The 17,396-nt window shown below is 48.0% G+C and carries 15 protein-coding genes; 3 read left to right on the forward strand and 12 right to left on the reverse strand.

All coding sequences use genetic code 11. The features are described 5' to 3' along the window. Positions 1-72: 72 nt before the first annotated feature. From VIR50_RS11325 to VIR50_RS11340, 4 genes are all read right to left on the reverse strand, one after another. Positions 73-1,611, reverse strand: coding sequence for a kinase (locus VIR50_RS11325; protein ID WP_331935220.1), 1,539 nt, complete (start codon positions 1,609-1,611; stop codon positions 73-75). Between the two features lie 61 nt (positions 1,612-1,672). Next, positions 1,673-2,875, reverse strand: a complete 1,203-nt coding sequence (locus tag VIR50_RS11330; protein ID WP_414703555.1) for an AAA family ATPase — start codon at positions 2,873-2,875, stop codon at positions 1,673-1,675. 10 nt (positions 2,876-2,885) lie between these two features. Beyond that, positions 2,886-4,001, reverse strand: coding sequence for a tRNA 2-thiouridine(34) synthase MnmA (gene mnmA / locus VIR50_RS11335; RefSeq protein WP_331935221.1), 1,116 nt, complete (start codon positions 3,999-4,001; stop codon positions 2,886-2,888). Positions 4,002-4,531: 530 nt separating this feature from the next. Then, a complete protein-coding gene (locus VIR50_RS11340; RefSeq protein WP_331935222.1) occupies positions 4,532-5,416 on the reverse strand; it encodes a DMT family transporter in 885 nt (294 codons plus the stop codon). Positions 5,417-5,518: 102 nt separating this feature from the next. Here VIR50_RS11340 and VIR50_RS11345 point away from each other — a divergent pair, with 102 nt between their 5' ends. Together VIR50_RS11345 and serB are read left to right on the forward strand one after the other, a co-directional pair. Next, the gene (locus VIR50_RS11345; RefSeq protein WP_331935223.1) at positions 5,519-6,388 is read left to right on the forward strand and encodes an aldose 1-epimerase family protein; all 870 of its coding nucleotides are present in this window, start codon (positions 5,519-5,521) and stop codon (positions 6,386-6,388) included. Between the two features lie 20 nt (positions 6,389-6,408). Further along, complete coding sequence (gene serB, locus VIR50_RS11350; protein WP_331935224.1) at positions 6,409-7,650, forward strand: phosphoserine phosphatase SerB; 1,242 nt, start codon at positions 6,409-6,411, stop codon at positions 7,648-7,650. A 96-nt stretch (positions 7,651-7,746) separates the two neighbouring features. Here serB and rsgA read toward each other — a convergent pair whose 3' ends face one another. The 3 genes from rsgA to VIR50_RS11365 all read right to left on the reverse strand — a co-directional run bounded on the left by rsgA (position 7,747) and on the right by VIR50_RS11365 (position 9,793). Beyond that, positions 7,747-8,679 (reverse strand): ribosome small subunit-dependent GTPase A, encoded by a 933-nt coding sequence (rsgA, locus tag VIR50_RS11355; RefSeq protein WP_331935225.1) that lies wholly within the window; start codon positions 8,677-8,679, stop codon positions 7,747-7,749. A 22-nt stretch (positions 8,680-8,701) separates the two neighbouring features. Then, positions 8,702-9,262: a ribosome recycling factor gene (gene frr, locus VIR50_RS11360; RefSeq protein WP_331935226.1), complete on the reverse strand. Its 561-nt coding sequence runs from the start codon at positions 9,260-9,262 to the stop codon at positions 8,702-8,704. 63 nt (positions 9,263-9,325) lie between these two features. Next, positions 9,326-9,793, reverse strand: a complete 468-nt coding sequence (locus VIR50_RS11365; RefSeq protein WP_331935227.1) for a GAF domain-containing protein — start codon at positions 9,791-9,793, stop codon at positions 9,326-9,328. Between the two features lie 102 nt (positions 9,794-9,895). Here VIR50_RS11365 and VIR50_RS11370 point away from each other — a divergent pair, with 102 nt between their 5' ends. Continuing rightward, on the forward strand, positions 9,896-10,318 hold the full coding sequence (locus VIR50_RS11370; RefSeq protein WP_331935228.1) for a hypothetical protein: 423 nt from the start codon (positions 9,896-9,898) through the stop codon (positions 10,316-10,318). Positions 10,319-10,592: 274 nt separating this feature from the next. Here VIR50_RS11370 and VIR50_RS11375 read toward each other — a convergent pair whose 3' ends face one another. From VIR50_RS11375 to VIR50_RS11395, 5 genes are all read right to left on the reverse strand, one after another. Then, a complete protein-coding gene (locus tag VIR50_RS11375) occupies positions 10,593-12,788 on the reverse strand; it encodes an alpha-galactosidase (RefSeq protein WP_331935229.1) in 2,196 nt (731 codons plus the stop codon). Positions 12,789-12,863: 75 nt separating this feature from the next. After that, positions 12,864-14,255, reverse strand: coding sequence for a phosphoglucosamine mutase (gene glmM, locus VIR50_RS11380; protein ID WP_331935230.1), 1,392 nt, complete (start codon positions 14,253-14,255; stop codon positions 12,864-12,866). Positions 14,256-14,301: 46 nt separating this feature from the next. After that, the gene (locus VIR50_RS11385; RefSeq protein WP_331935231.1) at positions 14,302-14,937 is read right to left on the reverse strand and encodes a DUF4827 domain-containing protein; all 636 of its coding nucleotides are present in this window, start codon (positions 14,935-14,937) and stop codon (positions 14,302-14,304) included. A gap of 82 nt (positions 14,938-15,019) precedes the next feature. Continuing rightward, entirely contained in the window at positions 15,020-16,057 is a 1,038-nt protein-coding gene (locus VIR50_RS11390; RefSeq protein WP_331935232.1) for a DHH family phosphoesterase, read from the reverse strand. Between the two features lie 69 nt (positions 16,058-16,126). Next, the gene (locus tag VIR50_RS11395; RefSeq protein WP_331935233.1) at positions 16,127-17,038 is read right to left on the reverse strand and encodes a sugar phosphate nucleotidyltransferase; all 912 of its coding nucleotides are present in this window, start codon (positions 17,036-17,038) and stop codon (positions 16,127-16,129) included. Positions 17,039-17,396: the final 358 nt, after the last annotated feature.

Below are 17,396 nucleotides of genomic sequence, written 5' to 3' on the forward strand. Positions count from 1 at the left end.
ATTGCAAATTTACGAAAAAGAATAAGGTAAAGAAAGAAAATAAATACAAATTATCGCCCGGTCGGTGTTTTCTTAATAGCGGCGCACATTGCGATAATGAATCTCATAGGTGTGGTTGAAATAGCTCTCCCACTCGTTTTCCTGCTTATCGTCAGCGCTGATAATACGCAGTCCGTAGAACTTTGTGCCCGTGTCACGGTAGGTCTTTAACCGCTCCAAATAGCTCCTTTGCGGCAATGGCACATAAAAATCAGTGACCCACAACACGTCGGCATTGACATAATGGCCCCCTTGCCGATCGAGCAACTCAAACATTTGGTCCATCAGTTTGCGGGCACTCGTACCACCACCTATGAAGGGTACGCTTCCTTTGGCGAAGTTTTCCTCGGGCTTCAAGCCCAAACGCTCCAACCGCTTCTCACGCCTACGCAACCTCAAATCTATCGGTCGAATCGACACGGAGAAATCTATCAGGAAACAGTCACGGTCCAATGACTCGGCCGTTTCCTCTATCAGCGCCAGCATTGATGACGTTATACGCTGCGGAGTGCCATACATGCTGGCCGAAGTGTCGATACATACGATCATAGGACCACGGCGTGAGGCATGAGCCAAGCCCAACCGACGGGCCGGTGTGCTCATTTCGCTCTTATACTTGAACGTCTGTAATCGGCGTGCATTGTACTTGTAAAAGAACAGACTCTCCATATCATGGTCGGCATAAAGGGCCAGCTCCAGCGGCAACAGCGCATGCAAGTCGTTGCCAACGCTGATTCCCTCGATGTCGCTGCCCGAGGCATGCTCCATCTTCATGGCCAATCCGGAAGCCACGGCCAGCCTATCCTTGCCGTTTTCATCGGCCGTCCGCCCCATCTTAGCTACCACCTCGTCAATCTCCGGATAATGTTCTTGAATGCGAACATTGTTCAATTGTCGCTCAAACTCCGTCTCCGTCCATTGGTTATTGAGCATGTTCCACGCCTGCACAGCCTGCCGTTCTGTCACCTGACGCACCTTGACAAACCGTGTGACCTGCTTCATCAGCAATTCCAAACGCTCCTCAAAAGCCCCACGATGGCGCTCAATATAAGCCGAAACCTGACCGGCAAATCCCGTGAGATAGGCCTCGCGCCAATCATGAACCAACTTTTCCCAAAGCAGGGAGTCCAAAACCGCGGGACCAACCATGCGCTTCAAAAAGAAATCGGCGTCGAAACCATCCGCCCGATGCAGCTCCATAATATCGTTCAACAACTGCTCTAACCGCTGACGGTCAAGCCGTTGAACATCAGTCCACCCCAAAACAAGCTCCATTCGATTGCGTTCCGTCCACGCACGTTGGTACTGAAAGCCCGCATGTTTCACCACTTCGGCCACAAACTTGCCCACAGTCTCTTGGAAAACACGACACCGCAACCGGCTGTTTTTCACCTGCTGAAGGTAGTTGGGCGCTTTAAAAAGACGCGTAAGAAAGTCGAACAAAGGGTCACGGCGATTCTCCCACGGCCTCAAACGCTCATCGACAGACGCCGGTTCGGGCGCAAGTCCACGTTGGATGAAGTCGTCAAGGTACTTCAAATAGCGATGAATGTCTAAAAGGGGATTATCCAATGAAACGGGAAATAAGAGAGTTTACAAAACGGAACCGCAATTATCGGCTCCTTATAAAGGCTCACTCATAGAGCTTACTCACATCCTGACGGGTGAAAGCGATGGCACGATAGAAGTCGGTCAGGTAAGTCTGCAACTCCTTTAAGTCTTCTTTTGAAACATAAAGATGGGCCTTTATCTGCGCTTCCTGCCCCGAGAGCTGCTCCGAAAGCTGTTCTATCTCGGCTTCATAATCACGCTGTCCCGCGGCCAAACGGCCTTCCACCCTACGCCGATGATAGCGAATATCCTCCTCGACGGCCTGCTTGATGTCGGCCAAACGATAGGCCGAAGCCGAGAAAAGAGCACTTATCACAAGCCGACGGATGGCGTCGCGCTCGTCAGGTTCCTGCCACAGACAATGGTAAATGGGCAATAGGTCGGCTAAAATAACCTTACGGCGGTCGTGCGTAAAGGCCGATGTACGCAACAATCGTGCGATATTACGCCACCGACGGTCACTAACGTAGATGTCGCGGCGCTCCTCCGTCTCGTCCACGCTCACTTGTCGAAGGCTCTTTCGGATGGAGTGAATGCACGACAAGACATAGTCGCCTATCTCAACCTCGTCAATCAGGCCTGCCCATCGGGCATACTCCTCGGGCCGAATGGCGCCCTCAAGCTCCTGCCCGGCCGAGACGTCATCGCCCAACTCGTCCTCACGGCGCAACCGAAACATAGCGTCAAATCCCGCCTCCGTGGCAATGGGCCGGCTCTCCACGCGAATAATGAAACGGTCCCACAGCGCTTCGAGCCCCTCACCCTTGGCCGGCAACTCATTGCTGGCCGCCACCAATAGCTTGAGTGGCAAGGTCAGGAGCCTATTTCCATTGCGAAACACCTTCTCATTGATAACCGTCAACAGCGTATTCTGTATGGCCGGACCGGCTTTCCATATCTCATCGAGAAACACGACGTCGGCCGTCGGCAGATAACCGTCGACCACCCGCTCATAGCTATCGCAGCTCTTGAGTTTGGATATGCTCACCGGGCCGAATATCTCATCGGGCGTTGAGAAGCGTGACATGAGGTACTCAAAGGCCCGACCACCCGCAAAAGCCCGCTTCAAACGGCGCGCCACCATGGACTTGGCTACGCCCGGAGGGCCTAAAAGAATGACGCTCTGCCCGGCAATGGCCGCCAAAAGCGACAAGGCTACTTCGCTCTCTTTCTCGAAAAGGCCCCGGTTCAGTTCGGCAAGAAGCTGTTGTATGCGCTCTTTCATGCCCCACTGATTATAAAGTTATCTCGGCACTGCCGAAACAACGATGGTGTTGCTCGTCGTAAACCACGCAGAACTGACCCGGCGCCACGCCGTGGATAGGCGCCGCGGAGTGCACGATGAACTCGTGATCGGACAGCCGTTCTATCGTAGCAGGATGGTATTCGGCCGTGTGACGTATCTTAAAGGTCACTTTGGTGCCCGACGGCAACACGTCCGTTCGGGTGAGATAATGAAAATCATGCACCTTAAAATCCTGCTTATAGGCCGTCTGCGGGTCGTAACCATGGCTCACATAGAGTATGTTACGCTCCACATCTTTCTTCACGACGAACCACGGTCCGCCTCCGAAACCTAAGCCTTTGCGCTGTCCTATCGTGTGATACCACAGTGCCTTGTGCTCACCTATCTTCTTACCGGTCTCTAACTCGATGACATCACCCGGGCAATCGCCCAAATACCGATGGAGATAATCGTTATAATTGATTTGCCCCAAGAAGCAAATACCTTGACTGTCCTTGCGTCGGGCGTTGACCAAATGCTCGGCCTCGGCTATCTCCCGCACCTCGTTTTTCACGTGATGACCTATCGGGAAGATGGCTTTCTTAAGTTGCCAGTCGTAAATCTGCGCCAAGAAATCGGTCTGGTCTTTCACCGGGTCGGGGCTGGTGACGAGCCATTTCTCGCCATCGATCAGCTCGGTGCGGGCATAATGGCCCGTGGCTATCAAGTCGTAGTCGTGTCCCCGCTTCTCATGGAAGGCACCAAACTTGATAAGTCGGTTGCACATAACGTCGGGATTGGGCGTGAAACCGGCCTTCACCTTCTCCATGGTGTAACGGGTCACTTGGTCCCAATACTCCTTATGACAATCTACCACCTCCAAACGACAACCGAAACGGGCTGCCACGGCAGTGGCCATTTCCAAGTCTTCCTCGCTCGAGCAGTCCCATTCCTCCTGCTCCTCGGGACCTATCTTTATATAAAAACAGTCGGGATGGAGGCCCAAACGGGCAAACTCCCACACCACGACACTGCTGTCGACACCGCCGGAGAGCAACACGGCAATACGCTTGCCACGCAACTCATCGACCGTAAGACCGTCTATTGTATCTTCCTCATGTATCATAGGTGCAAAGTTACAAAAAAGATGAGACAACGCATGGCAAGATTCCATATTTTATAATGCCAAGAACAGCGGGTGTCTTTCCAAGAAATAGAATCATGAAAGCATGGAAAACTCATCATCACAATGCTTTCAATAAAAGTTCAGAATTATCTTTACAAAGGATAAAAAATGGCTATTGATTTTGCAAACGAGCAACTATCGGTCAATGAAATCACGTTTTTAGCCGCTTTTGTATATCGGTATGAATCAACCATTTACATTTTTCCATAAAACAAAAAGCCATTTCTCATCCTTCAAAATGCCCTCTTTTACGGTCTGAATGTAGCCTTTCGGAACGGCGAAAGCACCACTCCGGCCACGTCATAGCAGCCATTTGACCGGCCCATAACACCATTACGGGCGCCAAGAAACTGCTCATCGAGCCACGAAATACGTATTTCGGACCATTTTAAAGCCGGATAGCTTCGCCGCCGGAGTAGGTTTTTCGATGAAAGAATTTAACAAAACCACGTTTTCATCTTACGCTCTGTTCAAGCCCGCATGCGCTTTGAGAGGATAAGAATGATGACGGCCGACAGAATCATCACGATACCCACGGCCAGCCGAAAAGAGAAACTTTCATGAAAAATAAGCACGCCTATAAGCACCGCCGTCACGGGTTCGAGGGCTCCCATGATAGCCGAGGGCGTACTGCCGATGTTCTTTATGGCCACGGTCATGAGGAAAAGGCTTAACACCGTGGGCAAAAGCGCCAACTGAAAAGCGTTGACCCATTGCCAAGTTCCATGCAAAGGTTGCAATGACTCACCCGAAACCCATGTGTAAGCAAGGATGGACAGCAGGCCGAAAAGCACTATCCAAAACGTGAATTTCAAGGAAGAATAGCTCGTGTTCATGCGGTTTACACCGATAATATAGAAGGCATAGAACAGCGAGGACTGCAAAACCAAGCTGACACCCGTGGTCGAGAGCCGCCCCGTGCCGTTGCCCCGGTACAACAATCCGATACCAACGATGGCCATAATGATAGAAAAGGTGGTGCCCCAAGTTATCTTCTCATGGAAAAAAGCCACCATAAGCACGGCGGTCATGATAGGATAACTGAAAAGAATGGTACTGGAAATACCGGCGTCCATGTGGCGAAAACTTAGATAAAGCGTGGTGGACGACATGGCGAAAAAGGCGCCCAAAATGGCAAAACGGATAGCATGGCCGGGCTTGATCTTGAAACTTTCGCCCTTCGCTATCATCCAAATGGCAAACATGAGCGCTGCCAAGGCATAGCGATAGAACAAGACCGAGCCCGACGTTATGCCGCCTTCATAGAGATAAAGTGTACCAAGCGGATTGGTACCATAGAACATCGCGGCCAGAATACCTGCCGTAAAACCTTTTACTTTTGTATTCATCATCATTTCGTATTTGGCTGCAAAAGTAGCAAAAGTTTGATGTTTAAAAGGGCTCTTTGAGGAAAAGTTGCTACCTTTGCAACAATAGCAAATAAAAAAAGAAGCCTTATGGAACAAATAAAGAACGGCGTGCTCACCGTGGAAATAGCGGAACACGGTGCCGAGTTGCAAAGTATCAAGGACGCGGATGACCAAGAATACCTATGGGATGGTGACGCTACATATTGGGGACGCAAGTCTCCCATCCTCTTCCCCATCGTGTGTGGACTGTGGAAAAACACATTCAGAATCAATGGAAAGGAATACCACATGGAACGGCATGGCTTTGCCCGTGACACCGACTTTACCGTTTTGGCCAAAGGCGAGAACCGAATCGTATTGGGACTTCACGACAATGCCGAGACTTACAAGGTGTATCCTTACCATTTTAACTTGGCTATCAGCTATAAACTTGTTGAGAACAAGCTCCATGTCGTGTGGCATGTGGAGAATACCGACAGCAAAGAGATATTCTTCCAAATAGGCGGTCATCCCGCTTTCATGGTGCCCGGATGCACGAAGGGAGAGCCTATGAAGGCCAAACTGCGATTAGACGAGGCCGAGCCTCATCGGGTGTTTGGCAACGTGGAAGGCTGTTTGAAGCCGGGTTATCACAAGGTTGAAACCCAAGATGGCCTTTGGGAAATAGATGAGGACACGTTTAAGGACGACGCGGTGATATTCGATCATCAGCAAGTAAAGCACGTGGAACTGCTCGACGAGAACGATAGACCGGCCGTGACGCTCGATTTCAAGAGCCCCGCCGTGGGTATATGGACTCCCGCCGGCAAGCATGCGCCCTTCATCTGTATCGAACCTTGGTATGGCATTCACGACTGGGCGGAATATGACGGTGAGTTTAAGGACAGATACTTGATGAACAAACTACAGCCGGGTGCCTCGTTCATGAGCGAATATACCATAACCATTGGAGAATAACCAATAGCAAGACGGAAGCAATGGACTTGAAAGAAAAGAAAGAACAGATACTTATCAGCATTACCGGACAGGACCGTCCCGGCCTCACGGCGTCAATCATGGCGATACTGTCAAAGTACAACACGCAGATTCTTGACATCGGTCAGGCCGACATTCACAGCACTTTGTCGCTGGGAATATTGGTAAGAATGGACGAGAACCACTCGGGACAAGTAATGAAAGAGTTGCTTTTCAAAGCTACCGAAATGGGTATTAACATCGCATTTTCGCCCATCAGCGACACGGAATATGAGTCATGGGTAGGCCGACAAGGTAAAAACCGCTACATACTGACCATCATCGGCCGCAAGTTGGCGGCCCGACAGATAGCCTCGGCCACGCAAATCATAGCCGACCAAGGGCTTAACATCGACTCTATTTTGCGCCTCACGGGGCGTCCGAGCATAGTAAACACGCAAAAGAATGTCAAGGCTTGCATCGAATTCTCGCTCCGTGGCACGCCCGAAGATAACAACTTGATGCAAGAACAGTTGATGAAGATGTCGGCAGACATGGAAATTGACTTCTCATTTCAGAAGGATGACATGTATAGACGCATGCGCCGACTTATCTGTTTCGACATGGATTCCACGCTGATTCAAACAGAATGTATAGACGAACTGGCCGAGCGAGCCGGCGTGGGTGCACAAGTGAAGGAGATAACGGAGCGGGCCATGCGTGGCGAAATAGACTTTAAAGAGAGTTTTACCGAGCGGGTGAAGCTGCTCAAGGGGCTCGACGCCCATGTCATGCAGGACATAGCGGAACATCTACCCATAACGGAGGGCGCCGATCGCTTGATGTCGGTGCTGAAAACATGCGGCTATAAAATCGCCATATTGAGCGGTGGATTCACCTATTTTGGAGAATATCTGCAACGGCGGTACGGCATTGACTACGTATATGCCAATGAATTGGAAATCGACGAGAACGGAAAACTGACGGGAAACTACGTGGGAGAGATTGTCGATGGCCATCGCAAAGCCGAGCTGCTCAAACTTATCGCGCAGGTAGAAAAGGTAAACTTGGCACAGACTATCGCCGTTGGTGATGGTGCCAACGACCTTCCCATGATTTCGGAAGCCGGATTGGGTATCGCTTTCCACGCCAAACCAAGGGTTGTGGCCAATGCTAAGCAGAGCATAAACAACATTGGTTTGGACGGAATTCTCTATTTCTTGGGATTCAAGGATAGCTACTTAGGTGAACAAGGAAGGCTGTAAGGGATAATCCCTTACAGCCTTCCTTGTTTTTATCGGGCAACTTTATTAATTTGGTATAGGCTTTCCTATACGCCCATCAATAGTATTTAGAAACATTTAATAGGCTTCCCTATACTTGTTTTCATCCTTATCTTCCAGCATATTGAGGTAACTTTGATACCGGCTGGCGGCTATGTAATGATTCTCAACAGCCTTTAAGACAGCGCAACCGGGCTCATGTGTGTGCGTGCAATTGTTGAATTTACAATCTTGCGAGAACTTGAATATCTCCTTGAAATAGCTTGTTACCTCCTCCGGCTCCATGTCAAAAGTGCCAAAGCCTTTGATTCCCGGCGTGTCAATGAGGTAACCTCCCTCGGGCAACTCCAGCATTTCACTGAACGTAGTGGTGTGCATACCCGTGTTATGGGCGTCACTTATCTCTGCCGTTCGTAGGTTTACATGGGGTAATATCTGGTTTATAAACGTTGATTTGCCCACTCCACTGTTGCCACTAAGCAGCGTTATCTTCTCTTTCAGCAAAGGAAGAAGCGGTTCCATGCCCTTACCGGTGGCGGCGGATATGTCATAACATGCGTAACCTATCGTCTGATAGAGGGTCATCATCATCTTTTGATAACGCAATTCTTCCTCGCTCAGCAAATCAGTTTTATTGAATATAAGAATGACGGGTACACGGTAAGCCTCAGCCGACGCCAAAAAACGGTCAATAAACGTAGTGCTCGTTTGGGGATAGTTGACCGTTACCAACAAGAAAGCCTGATCAACATTAGCCGCTAAGATGTGACTTTGCTTGCTAAGGTTCTGTGATTTGCGAATAATATAGTTCTTTCGGTCTTCAATGGCACAGATAAAAGCCGTGCCTTCTTGGTTGGTGATAAGCTCAACCCTGTCACCTACGGCAACAGGGTTTGTGCTTCTGATACCTTTAAGACGGAAGTTGCCTTTGATTTTGCTCTCGATAACCTCACCATCATCAGTCTTAACGGAATACCAACTACCGGTATTTTTAATGACAAGTCCTTTCAATACAACTGTAATATTTAAGGATTTATACGGTCATGATTTCTTTCTGCTTGTCTTCGAGCAGGGCGTCAATCTTCTTGATATACTTATCATGCAACTTCTGCAGGCTTTCCTCAGCGTCCTTTTCCAAGTCTTCGGAAAGACCATCCTTAATGGCTTTCTTCAACTTATCCTTGATTTCAGTACGTGCGTTGCGCACTTCAATCTTGGTTTTCTCGCCTATCTTGTTGCATTGTTTCACCAATTCACGGCGTCTTTCCTCGGTTGGCTGCGGTATGCCAAGGCGAATGATCTCGCCATTGTTCTCGGGTGTGATACCGACATCGCTGTCCATAATGGCTTTTTCAATATCTCGAATCGCCTTTCTGTCCCATGGCCGAATTGCTATTGTACGAGCATCAGGCGCAGATACATTGGCAACTTGGTTCAAAGGAACCATAGAACCATAACTACTCACACGCACTCCATCGAGTATAGCCACGTTGGCACGTCCCGCACGAATATGAGTCAACTGGTCTTCCAAGTACATGGCAGCCATCTGCATTCGCTCTTCGGCTTCCTGCAAAGTTGTCTTTACGTCTAACATATAAACTTATTTATGATGTTCTTAATGTATTATATATTTACAAAATTAGAGATTATTCTTTGATTAGCCAACTCTTTCACCCAATATTTTAGCTATCTCTTCCAAGTTTTCGCCATCTGTTTTGTCAAACGTATTCAGGGAAGTGCTGTCTATATCGATAACGCCAATCACCTCACCCGACAAGGCATGATGAATGGGAACTACGATCTCTGAGCGTGAAAGGGAGGAGCAGGCGATATGACCGTCAAACAATTCCACGTCGGGCACTATCAATGTACAATCCTTTTCCCAAGCCGTGCCACAGACGCCACGCCCCTTCGCGATGTGCATGCAAGCTACCGAACCTTGAAAAGGGCCCAATTGTAGTTCTTCTTCAGCGACAAGGTAGAAACCAACCCAAAAGAATTCCTCGGGAAAGACCTCCTTCATGGCGGCCGCCACATTGGCCAACACACCCACACGATTGGTTTCTCCTTCAATTAAACTTCGTATTTGCGCTTTCAAAGTCGCATATTTCGCTGCTTTATCCATCTTGTTATGTATTTAAATCTCACGTGATTATCTTTCACAAATTTACTTTATTTATTTCTCTGTTCCAAATTATTTACTTACTTTCGCAGCAAAATCATACGGATGATGAAAAAGTTTTTCCTTTTTGTTTTCGCAATCTTGATTTCTTCTTGGGTCACGACGTCCTGCAAATTCGCCAAAAACGAGGAGCTCGGCGACACCGTGGCAGCCTCTGTTTTTGAGCCGTTTGAGCCTCGGAAGCAAAAGTCGAAAGACACCACCGCCACCCTTCCTCCCGCTATCCACGATAGTATTGGCATTTACTTTATAGGCGAAGGCTCGACAAGGGCACAGCTTCAATTGGTTTCTTACCCCAGTAGAAGGGACACCTTATTATATTATAAGGCCCGCCATGTAAAAGTAATAGGAAGTGCTCAAATAGGAAATACCATACGAGTGGGCTTCTTTCAGCTTCCCTCCGGTGACAGCATAGTCGACAGAGTTGAGCAGATTAAGTTACAAGAAGAGCCTATCATCACGGAATAAGCATAGTGAAAAGAAAACAAGCGTGGCGGAACTGAAGGATAGTTCCGCCACGCTTACTATATTAAAGGTCTACTTTGGCCTTGTAAAAGAGCTGTTTTGACATGCCCAAAAGCCTGCTTTGACACGATAAAAGGGCTGCTTTGACCGCCCCATAGTGGGCCTTTCAGCAAGTCAAAGCAGCCCTTTGATATTGTAACTCGTCAACTCGTTAACTAAAAACTCGTCAACTTCTACAAACAACTCGTCAACTCGTCAACTAAAAACTTGTCAACTTCTATTCCTCCACAAGGTAAAGTACCCTGCTTGCCCATGCGATATTCTTATGATAATCAACATGGTGCGTATAAGGAATTTCAAGTCCTTGCTCCATCAAATAGGCGCCGCTGAAACGTTTGCCTTCAAAAGACAGCGGTTGGTTATCTATCCTATTCAACTCTTGCACCTTATACATCTTGTTCGCATCCAAGCCTGCCATCTTGATACGAGGCAAATGTTGATTGACAAATGTCTCTGTCTTCCACCAATAGAAAACAGCTTTTGACTTCGCGTCATCTACATACATGAGCGACGCTACACCCTTATTCTCATACGGACTTTGCAACCGATAGATGTTTCCTTTCTGAACAACAGGACGAATCATCTTGTAATCCGCAATGGCGTTCTTACACAAGTTCTTCTCTTCTTCGGTCATATTCTTGGGTTGTATCTCCATTCCCAAGCGACCACTCATCGCCACATCGATGCGATACTTGAGCGGAATCACCCGGAAAGTCTGATGATTGGGCGCCGCACTGATATGACTGGCCATGGCGATAGCCGGGAAGAACATACTTGTTCCCCACTGCATATAGACACGTTGCAAAGCGTCGGTATCGTCACTCACCCAAAACTCATCGAACCAAGGCAGCACTCCCCAATTGGCCCGACCGCCTCCACTGGCACAAGCCTGTATCGTCAGCGTGGGATATTTGGCCCGAATACGTTCCAATACCTTCTTTAAACCCTCGTGATAAGCGATATACAGATGGCTTTGATCATCCATAGAGAGATATTGACTTCCATGATTCATGATGGCCATATTGGCGTCCCACTTGATATAAGCTATCTCAGGATACTTCGTCATCAGGTTATCGACAATGCCAAAGACAAAATCCTGCACTTTAGGATTGGCCATATCCAGCACCACCTGCGTGCCTCCACGGCCCAAAACGGCTTCCCTACGAGGAGCTTTTATAATCCAATCGGGATGTTTCTCGTACAATTCGCTCACGGTATTGGCCATTTCCGGCTCTATCCATATACCGAACTTAATGCCATGTTTCTTAGCGTCGCGCAGCAATCCCTCAATTCCTTCCGGCAATTTGGCCTTGTCTACCTTCCAATCACCTAACGAAGAAGAGTCGTTCTTACGAGGATATTTCTCACCAAACCAGCCGTCATCCATCACAAAAAGCTCACCGCCCATTGCCGCGATGTCACCCATCATCTGGTCCATGCCTTGCTGATTGATGTCAAAATAAACGCCTTCCCAACTATTAAGCAAAATACTGCGCTCTACATCGCCATTGGCTAATCTGTAATTACGACCCCAACGGTGGAAATTACGTGACGCTCCACTCAATCCCTCTCGGCTATAAGTCAAAGCAAGTGCCGGAGTTTCAAATGTCTGACCTTTCTTCAGATGATACGCCGAGTTATCTTCATTGATACCGGCGAAGAAATAATGGAATTCCGTATCATCGGTTTCAACCTTCAATCGATAATTGCCACCGTAGCAAAGTGCGGCGCCAATGACATCACCACTGTTCTCCTGCGCTTTACCATTGAGCGAAAACATGATTTCTCCATGGTCGGTATGGCTGTTTCTGACGCCATCCTTATTCTTAATAATCAGCAATCCGGGATTTAAAGGCTCATCCACGACCTTCCCCTCATTGGCCCATGAACCATAAAGATGGGTGGACCAAACATCCCCGCGCCTAATGGGCATACAGCCGGAGGCAAACTGTGACAACGTTACTTTACCTTTTTCTTCGCTCTTTACGGTGGTCCAAGTCTCTATCATGTCTACATCGGCAAACGCTTTGTAATTCAAGTCCACATAGAAAGGATAGACCTTATCTTTCAGGTGAACAACGGTAATCGTTGTCTTTCCGTCTTGTTTCACGTCAAAACCGGTCGCAACCAACTCTGTCGACATGTTTCCATCGGCATGGGTCACGGCCAAGGCGGCCTCCGCCGGCGCATTCATACCATAGGCCGGATAGGCGTCCATGCGGCCACCGGTCGGAGTTGAAATATTATGTAAATCGGTTTTGTTCGGCTTATTGCCGAAATAGAGGAATGTAGGTGCCTTTCCTTTGTTTACGTCTAAGACCAAAGCAATGTTCTTAGCGTTGATTTCCACCTTCTCAGCCATCGTAGCCAACGGCACAAAAAACAAACAAGTAATAAGTAGTTTCTTTTTCATAAATGGTTAGATTTGTTTTTCAAAAAAAAAGACTTTGGCCTACGAAACATCCGTCGGCCAAAGTCTTGAAATATCTTATTGCATGTCGTAAACGACCTGCATCAGCTGCTTGCCCAAAAGATCAGCCTCCTCCATGGAGCCGGCCTCGCTATATACACGAATGATAGGCTCGGTATTGCTCTTTCGCAGATGAACCCATTTGTTGGGGAAGTCTATCTTCACGCCGTCCACATCATTCACCGTAGCCTCCGGTTGCGCCTCGTACATGGCTTTCACCTTCAACAAGATAGCGTCCACATCCGTGCTTGGAGTGAGATCAATGCGGTTTTTGGCTATGAAATAGTTAGGGTATTCCTTGCGCAATTCGCTTACTTTCACGCCCTTATGCGCCAAGTTACTCAAGAAGAGCGCTATTCCTACCAAGGCGTCACGGCCATAGTGGCTCTCGGGATAGATGACACCACCATTTCCTTCGCCACCAATCACGGCATTGACAGCCTTCATCTTGGTGGTCACATTCACCTCTCCCACCGCAGCCGGCGTATAAACGCCACCATGTTTCTCCGTAACATCACGGAGCGCACGGGTAGAACTCAAGTTGCTGACGGTGTTTCCGGGCGTATGTTGCAGCACATAATCGGCCACACTCACAAGCGTGTACTCCTCGCCAAACATCTTTCCGTCCTCACAGATGAATGCCAATCGGTCAACATCGGGGTCTACCACGACCCCCAAATCATAACCGCCTTTGGCCAACTCGCCCATGATACCGCCCAAGTTCTTCTCCAATGGTTCAGGATTATGGGCAAAATCGCCATTAGGTTCGCCATTAAGGAAAGTATAATTCACGCCAAGTTCATCGAGCAATTTCGGCAAGATAACACCTCCAACGGAGTTAATGCTGTCGACAACCACGTTAAACCGCGCTTTCCGAATAGCCTCCACATCCACCAATTTCAAAGCCAACACGGCCTCGATATGGCGTTTGTCAAACGTATCATCATCGGTATATTTGCCCAAATGGTCCACATCCGCATAATCGAAATCTTCCTTCTCGGCTATCGTCAGCACCTCGTTACCGTTATCAGCGGTCAGGAATTCCCCCTCACTGTTGAGTAATTTCAGAGCGTTCCAATGCCTCGGGTTATGACTGGCCGTGATAATGACACCGCCATCGGCCCCACTCATCTTGACAGCCAGCTCGGTTGTAGGCGTTGTGGCCAGCCCAATGTTAATGACATCATAGCCCATTCCCATAAGTGTTCCACAGACAATGTTCTTCACCATGTCGCCGGAAATACGGGCATCACGGCCTACGACAATCTTATTGGATGGATTTTGGGTGCTTCGCCGAATAAAAGTGGCGTAAGCAGTAGTAAACTTTACAATATCCAAAGGGTTCAAGGTATCACCCGTCTTACCACCGATGGTACCACGAATACCCGAAATTGACTTGATTAACGTCATAATTATATAGTTTATTATAGGTAATAAGGTATAGCAAAAAGAAAGTTTATTCCTCTTGGATGGTCAACTCATACAAGCAAGGAATGACATTATTGGAAGCCGATTCCGTACCCGAGGCACTGGGAATGATAAGCCTCACCTTGGCCGTTTCGTCACCGTCCTTTGTCGGGCGGCCAATATTGATATAATCAAACGGCACCAGCCAACCGTTAGGAACAGCCGGTCTGCCATAGACACTGTACATCGTGCTCTTGCCATTTACGAACGCTCCATAATAAGAACCCGATATATTCTTGACCACCATGTGGTCTACTAAGCTCGAAAAGTAAAGCCATTGATTCGATAAAGAAACGCTATCGGTCAGCAAATTGGTCTCCGTGAAGCGCACCAAAAGATTCTTTAGGTCGCCTTCTTTCATCTTAGTACCCACACCCTTCCTCACGATTTGCATGTAAACACCGGTGCTGTTCATCAGTACCCACTCGTTTTTCAGCGTGTCGGTAGTATTGTTTTGGGCAAAGAACTCGGCCTCCGAAATCTGCTTTATCTTATGTTTCACGATATAATCATTGATGGCCGAACGCTCTTTCTTCTTCTTATCGGCATAAGTTTCATTTTCTTTACACGATTGAAAAGCAATCAAAGCAACGAGCGCCAACAAAAGTAAATATGCTCTTTTCATTTTATATACAAATAGTTACGTGACAAAGGTAGTAAAAAATTACTTATATCTACCGATGGCTCACAAGTGTTTTAGTTATATTTTAACCTTTCAACAAATTTTCATAATGGATTATCGCCGCACGAACAACCTTCTCCGCCTCTTCCAAAGAGCAGTCAAGACGCCCTCCACTGGCATTAAGATGGCCACCACCATTAAAGAACTCGGCGGCCATTTGGTTACATGGGAAATCGTCTACCGAACGAAGACTCACCCACACCACACGATCGCGGCGATCGTCCTCACGGAGTGATATGCTGAGTTTCATGCCTTTAATGCGCAACGGCTCATTCACCAGTCCCTCAACATCGCCTTTTATAAAATGAAAGTTCTTCATGTCCTGCCTCGAAATCGTGAAATAAGAAGCATGGAAGTCATCGAAGACATTGAGTTTCTGCGACATGAGATAACCACGCAGCCGCAATGCCCACGAACTATATACATTGAAGACGTTGCGATAGATTTTATCCTTGTCGATACCCTTGGTCAACAACAGCCCGATAATGTGATATATCTCGGGGCGGGTGGAATTATAAGTGAATCCCCCCGTATCGGTCATCATACCGGTGTAAAGTGTTGTGGCCATGCGACGGGTCATCTCATCAAACCCACCCAACTGACAGATAATGCGGAAAATCAACTCACACGTGCTGCACATCGAAGGATAAGACAACTCCAAGGCGCCGGGAATGCGCGGATTCGTATGATGATCAATCACCACATAGCGTCCTTTGAAGCCTTCCATGGCCTTTGCCATCAGGTCAAGACGGTCGAGTCCGTCGAAGTCGAGGCAAAATACCAAGTCGGCCGCGGCTATTGTTTGGGTTGCTTCCTCGGGATGTTTGTCGTAGCGCAGCAACTGTTCGTTGCCCGGCAGCCACTTCAGAAAATCGGGAAAAGCGTCGGGAATAACAGCCACAGGCTCCTTTCCCACCATTTTTAGATACTCCACCCATGTCAAAACAGCCCCTAAAGCGTCGCCATCGGGCGACTTGTGGCAGCAAACCACTATTTTTTCAGCCTGACCAATGGCGTCCTTGAGCGCCGCCAAACGGTCTTCCGTTAAGATGTCAATATTCATAATGGCTGCAAAGATACGAAAAAAGGCACATCCACGATGTGCCCCTTTCTTACTTTTTTCAGTATTCCTTTAAAATAAGCGGTTGGGATAGACACCCTCATCCACCAATTGCTGAATGCGATTGACAACGCCTTCACGGTCGGCAGCATAAGTTACGCCAAACCATTTGCTCGTCGTGTCGAGCACCTTTACGGCCGCCGTACCTTCTAGAATGAGCTTATTGACCATCAATGGGATGAAAAACTCGGCTTTAAGGTTGGAAATGTTAGCCGGATTGGCCAAGAATTCCTTGAAATATTCCTCACTATAATCGAAGTAATCGGGTGTAAAGCCCCACACGTTCATGCTCACCGGAGTCTCATCGACAATGTTCACCCATTCGCCTTGCTCATCCTTGTAAGCCACGGTGCCCTCTATGCGGGCTATCTCCGTGCGCTCTACCACGGTCGTCAGGTTGCCTTCGGCGTCAGTCGAGCATATACCACGGGCCACGGTGCCGTTTTCGCTCAACGTATTGCCTACCCGGAAGCCTACCATCGCATAACGGTTCTTGCTACCTTCGGGCAGTTCGCTCAAATACTTTCCTATGGCCATGAAGCAATCACGGTTGTAGAAATCGTCGCAATTAATCACGCAGAACGGCTCTTTTATCACGTCCTTTGCCATCAGCACGGCATGGTTAGTGCCCCATGGCTTCTGTCTTCCCTCGGGAACGCTGAACCCCTCGGGCAGCGCGTCAAGGCTTTGGAAGCACAGTTCCACGGGTACATGGCCCTCATACTTGGTCAATACTTTCTCTCTGAACTGTTCTTCAAAATCCTTACGTATGATAAAGACAATCTTACCAAAGCCTGCCTGAATGGCGTCGTAAATAGAATAGTCCATAATAGTTTCACCGTTGGGGCCCAAACCGTCCAACTGCTTCAGTCCACCATAACGACTGCCCATACCGGCAGCTAAGAGCAACAAAGTTGGTTTCATTATATCATATATTTAAGTTAGCCGACTTGCCTATTCAAGTCTGCCAACAAAGATAATTATTTTTTATGATTATCTCAAGCGTCCGTAAGAAAAAATTAGTCTGCTTTCTAAGAGCCACAGCTCTTCGGCTTTGCTTTTTGTAAAGAAACACGCAAGTTTTTTAACACATTAAGGAGTGACCTATCTGATGAAAAACATGCTGTAAGAACTTCAAAGCAAAGCTGAAAACGGCTGTTTTTCAGCCCTCACTCCCGCAAGAAGGCTGCTTTTATCTATCTAAAGCATAGTATTTGCCCGCTCAAACCTACGCTATCGACAACTCAAAGGCCAACTATCAGAGAGCCAAAGCACTGCTATT

This window comes from Prevotella sp., assembly GCF_036570325.1.
Classification (GTDB): Bacteria; Bacteroidota; Bacteroidia; order Bacteroidales; family Bacteroidaceae; genus Prevotella.